Below are 5,529 nucleotides of genomic sequence, written 5' to 3' on the forward strand. Positions count from 1 at the left end.
TACAAAGAGCTTTCAGAAATTATTATAATAAGCCTCATGGGAACAAAAACCCTCTATTCATATATTCAGTAAGCTTTTACTTCAATTTTCAACTAATTCATTTATTAGCGGGCTTCACGAAATCCAAAGCAATGCATTATTCCTAATAATTTCTTTTGGGGAGAACAAATCCAATGACCTCACCTTTCAGCTGCGTTCTACTCTATCAGTTTAAATTAGTAATATGTTTGAAATTGGGAACGTTAGTTTAATTCATTAGTCACTAGACTAATGAAAGTATTTAAAGTGCTTTTAAAATACATTTTTCATTGGCATAGTACTTGTCAATTTTTTTGTAGAACCCCAACGAACAATCAATCATGAAAAACATTACTTGCGGAAAAAGCTGGGCATGGTATTTCCCCAGCTTGAAAAAGAACTACCTAATTCTTACACTTTTCACCCTATTTTGTTCCTTCCAACTTGGATACGCTACAGATTATTATTTTTCCTCCAGTTCTGGAAATGACAGCAGAAGTTCAACTGAAGCTCAAAATTCCGCCACACCTTGGAAATCTATCGACAAACTCAATTCCATTTCAAGTATCCTTAAAGGAGGCGATCGAATTTTTTTCAAAGCAGGAGAAGTATTTTATGGAACTATAAGGATCACAAAGTCAGGTTCCGCAGGAGCACCTATCCTTTTTACATCGTATAGTACAGGATCCAGGCCAGTTATCACTTCTTTAGTAAGAGTTTCCAACTTCGTTTCGATAGGTGGTGGATTGTACCAGGCAGATTTGAGCTCCTTTAATATAAGTAAGGTGCAAGTCCTCCTGATCAATGACCAGGTTAAAGAAATTGGAAGGTTCCCAAATAGTGGTTCGGCTGATGGTGGTTATTTGCGGATAGCCAACGTCAATTCAAATACGAGTATTGCTACCCAAACAGGCAATCCTTATAGTGGTTCTGGTGGGGAAGTGGTAATTCGGAAAAATAACTGGATCATTGACAGACACCCAATTGATTACATTGGGGGTACTACTATTAATTTCAGACTAAACGAAAGTCATTATGTTCCCCAAAGGAATTATGGATATTTTATCCAAAACCATCCATCGATTTTGGATCAATCTGGAGAATGGAGTTATGATCCTAGTTCAAAAAGATTGACAGTCAATCTGAACGGGTTCAATACTAGTACCGTGAATGTATCGGTTGCCACTTTGGATAATTTGGTAATAAATAACGCTTCCACTAACAATTTGACTTTTTCAAATCTTCACTTCAAAGGATCTAATAGTCACTTGTTGAATATCTCCCGAAGTGAGAATGTGAAAATTGAAAACAATGTTCTGGATTTTGCCGGTGAAAATGCAATCTCCACATATGACATTCGAGGCTTGGTAATCGAAAACAATCAAATAAACTACTCCTTAAATTCCGCGATTTTTATGGCATATGGCACTCCTGCAGCTATTGTCCGTGGAAATACGATTACAAACACGATGCCTTTTCAAGGTATGGCAAAAAGCAGTGATTTGGCAGGTGTTGGGATTTATCTGGCCAGCAATGGGGAAAGAAGTCTGATAGAAAAAAACAGTCTGACTAATGTGGGCTTTAACGCTATCCATTTTGGGGGGAGCTATACTAAAGTTGTAAACAACTTTATCGATAATTTCTGCCTGTTTAAGCAAGATGGTGGTGGGATTTATACCAACTCTGATGGGCTAAGCACCACTAATAATATCGGTCGTGAAATTACCGGAAATATCGTTCTCAATGGAAAAGGCACAAAATTCGGAACCTTAGAGGATGTAGATATGGCAGAAGGCATTTATATCGATGACAATAGCGCCGGAGTAAAAGTTAACAAAAACACGGTTGCCTTCATGAGCGGCAAAAGTATCTACCTTCACAATGCCAACAATATTGAAATAACCGAAAACCTCTTTTATAAATCCAGAAGCCAAGTGCAATTCACTCATAGTACTATGGGTGGTCCTATCAGAAATGTAACTGTATCTCAAAATCAGTTTTCATCTATTGACCCAACCGACCATGTCTATTCTGTTTATTCGATCTTAAATGATATCGGTTCGGTCGGGACCTTTTCCTCCAACTATTTTCTCGATCCTTTCAATAACGACTTTTTCATCCGAACCAGAGGGTCTAGTGATGCACAGCCAGGCATAGATCGAAATCTCAGCAATTGGTCTTCCAGTTTTGGATTTGATGGGAATGCTGTAAAGCCTAATCTCAAACTACCCACTTTCAAAGTTCTCTCCTCAGCATTAATCAAAGAAAGTAACTTCAGTACTAACACCTCTCTTATTGCTGGTGTTTACGGTGCTACCTCTCAATTGATTTCAAGTGGAATTTCTGGAGGTACTTTGAGAATAAATCCAAATAGTTCTGGTAATGCAACAGCATATATTCAGATTGGTAGTATTCAGCCTGGAGAAAAAATTCTTGTGGAATTTGAAATGCGAGGCACCCCGGCAAACATTCCAGTGGAACTGTTCCTCGAAGGAACGTTTAATATGGATAAAGGTGCAGGGAATGGCAAAGTGTCAACCACATCCAGTGCTGTTTCACATCAGGTGCTATTGAGTTCCCTTATCTCAAAAAGTAACGAAAGTATTGTTATTCGGATCCCTCCAAGTGCGTCAGAAATTCTTTTGGATAACATTAAAATAAGCAAAGCTACTACTCAGGACATCGACAAAGATTCCTACATCTTTTTTGCTTATAATCCAACAGGCTCACCTGTTCAAAGGGGACTGAATGGAACTTACATTAATTCAAAGAATCAAACCTTCAGTGGATCGGTTTCAATCCCGAGTTACGGTTCAGTTCTTTTGGCGAAAGTATCCAATGAAACAACTCTTGGTACAAACCAGTCACCAACAATTACTCTCACCAAACCTACCAATAACCAGGTATTTATTAAAGGAGTGAATCCAGTAGAATTGGTGGCAAATGCACAAGATCCGGAAGGAAAGATTAAGCAAGTAGAATTTTACAACTCGGGTAATCTTCTCACAACCGTTACTGCCCCACCCTACACTTTCAATTGGAGTACAATTCAAACAGGCGAATATCAGGTTTATGCAAAAGTGATAGATGAAGTCAACCTCAGTGCTTCCTCAAGTACAGTCAGATTTAGCGTAAGAGACGAAGCTGCAGACAGTCCCAACTATACAGCTCAAATGATTTCGCCTATAAATAATTCAACATTTGAACAAGGAAGTCAGGAAGTGATTCTGAGAACTAATGCCTCTACCTCAGGATTGACGATTTCGAAAATTGAATTTTTCAATTGGGGATTTCCTCTCGTTACGGTTTCAACAGGAAACTTCGAATTTAATTGGGCTAGAATTGAACCAGACACATATAACATTCACGCTAAAGTCACTGACAACAGAGGTGTAGTCTTTACCACTAGCCCAATTAAGTTTACAGTAAAATCCCCAAACCCAAACTTGAGCGTAAATCTCAGCCAACCTTATAATAATCAAACCTTTACCTTGGGTCAGCAATTGGTGAAGCTAAAGGCAGATGTCTCAGGTTCAGCTTCTATTCAAAGTATTCAATTTTTCAATTGGGGTTTACCATTGGTGGCAGATACGTCATTCCCATATGAGTTTGACTGGACCAGAATAGAAGTTGGTGATTTTCAGATTCATGCAATTGTTACGGACACAAATGGCAGAACATCGACTTCCAATACCGTAAAATTCCGAGTCAACTCCCCAGGAGCAAGAACCACGGAATCTGAAACTAGCAAAACCTCAAATTCACTTGTCAAAGTTGAAATGACCCAGCCTTATGATACCCAAACTTTTGAATTTGGAAAAGACCCTGTTATACTAGATGCAAGTGTTTCAGAAAAAGTAAGTAAAGTCGAATTCTTCAACTGGTACTCGCCTTTGATCTCACTTTCTGAAGGGCAGAATCAATTTATGTGGGCTGACATCAAGGTTGGGGATTATTTGGTCTTTGCCAAAATCACAGATTCCAAGGGTCAAACTACCATGTCAGATCCGATTCGATTTAAGGTAATAGCACCAAAACCAATAGCAGCAGACAATTCAAATTTTAATAATGAAATTGAGTTGGCTAAAGAGGATCGAATAGGATCAGGTTATGGTATTGTAATGGGGCCTAACCCAACCACATCCCATTTGAATATTTTCTTTGATGATTATCCAGCCGATTATGAAGGAATAGTTTCAGTATTTGACCTGCGGGGAATTGAAATGTTCAATTCAGAATTTAACACTAGTCAGGGTACATTGACCTTGGACCTTGCATTTCTTAAGTCGGGAATTTATGTGGTCAGGCTAAATTTTGGTAATAAAGGATTCCAATCTCATAAACTGATTAAACTATAATGTGAATTTCCAAGTATCAGTTTAAACAATGCAGGATCGGAAATTCCGATCCTGCTTTTTTTTGAGAAGATTTTATTTTTTTAGAACCAGCAATTAATTTCTTTGTGTTTTCTTTTACTTTTTATTGGAAGGAAATAACAAAATGTTTGGATGGTTAATTACAAAATTTTTACAACTTCATAAATTACATTTAATCAACACTGGATTGCTAGCAATCATTAATTGCATTAGGTTTCTTGATAGTGCAATCAACATTTTAATTTATTGAATTCATTTGAACAGGAGTTTTTCAAATTGTTCCTATTTTACATTTCCAGTCGATCAAAATATCTTTTTGTTCTTCTTCATTGAAAATATACCCGCTTCGGTAACTTGAGCTAATCTTGGTTGGGGATTTTTTCGAACAATGTCGTAGTATCGGTGTCAAAAATCAATTATAGATCTAAAATACACTACTGGCAATTACCAGAATATCCTGATTTTATAATTGAATTAACGATGGTTTAATTCATCAAGGCTTTTAGCTATTTTGCAATAAAAGACTCCTTTGGAGACACTTAGTTTTTAGGAAGATGATTCATTATCACGAAACGTCTTAAGGTTATAATTGACAACAGGAAATCCCGCCTCATTTTCCAAAATCATTTCATAATCAAATTCGGGAATTTAATCATATTAATCGAAAATAAGGCAAAATGCCACATTATGCACAATTCATCTACAATTCCACCCTATATCCTCAAATATCCCTGAGCATTAATTCTTTATGCGAAAAAAATAATGCTTTTTTTCACATACAATTCTGGTCAACATTGGGCATTTCATTCAAATGGCTTTCCATCCCAGGAAGCCTTATAGTTGAGCTAATGGAAGGCATTCAAGTAAAGGTCCATTCAAATCCTGCACTCCCTCCTATCCATATGTACATTCAAGTTGTAGCCAGTTTATTCTACTTCTATACCTTACTTATTTTTCCGAGAGAAGAATGGTTTTTTAGGACTTTAAATCTTGATAGAAAATCCTCCGTTCATTCATTTACAATAAACTCCAATTCAATTATACATTCTAGGAATTCTAATTTTGAAAAATTCCAAATATTAATATATAATATGCATTTCACACATTTGAAAATCATTTTCATTAAGTGAAGCGA

1 protein-coding gene is annotated in these 5,529 nt (G+C 36.8%); it reads left to right on the forward strand.

All coding sequences use genetic code 11. The annotated features are described in order from the left end of the window. The first annotated feature begins 359 nt into the window (after positions 1 to 359). Positions 360 to 4,376 (forward strand): Ig-like domain-containing protein, encoded by a 4,017-nt coding sequence (locus tag B0E43_RS00170; protein ID WP_077346043.1) that lies wholly within the window; start codon positions 360 to 362, stop codon positions 4,374 to 4,376. Positions 4,377 to 5,529 lie beyond the last annotated feature (1,153 nt).

Source organism: Algoriphagus sp. A40 (genome assembly GCF_002002735.1).
Lineage (GTDB): Bacteria > Bacteroidota > Bacteroidia > Cytophagales > Cyclobacteriaceae > Algoriphagus.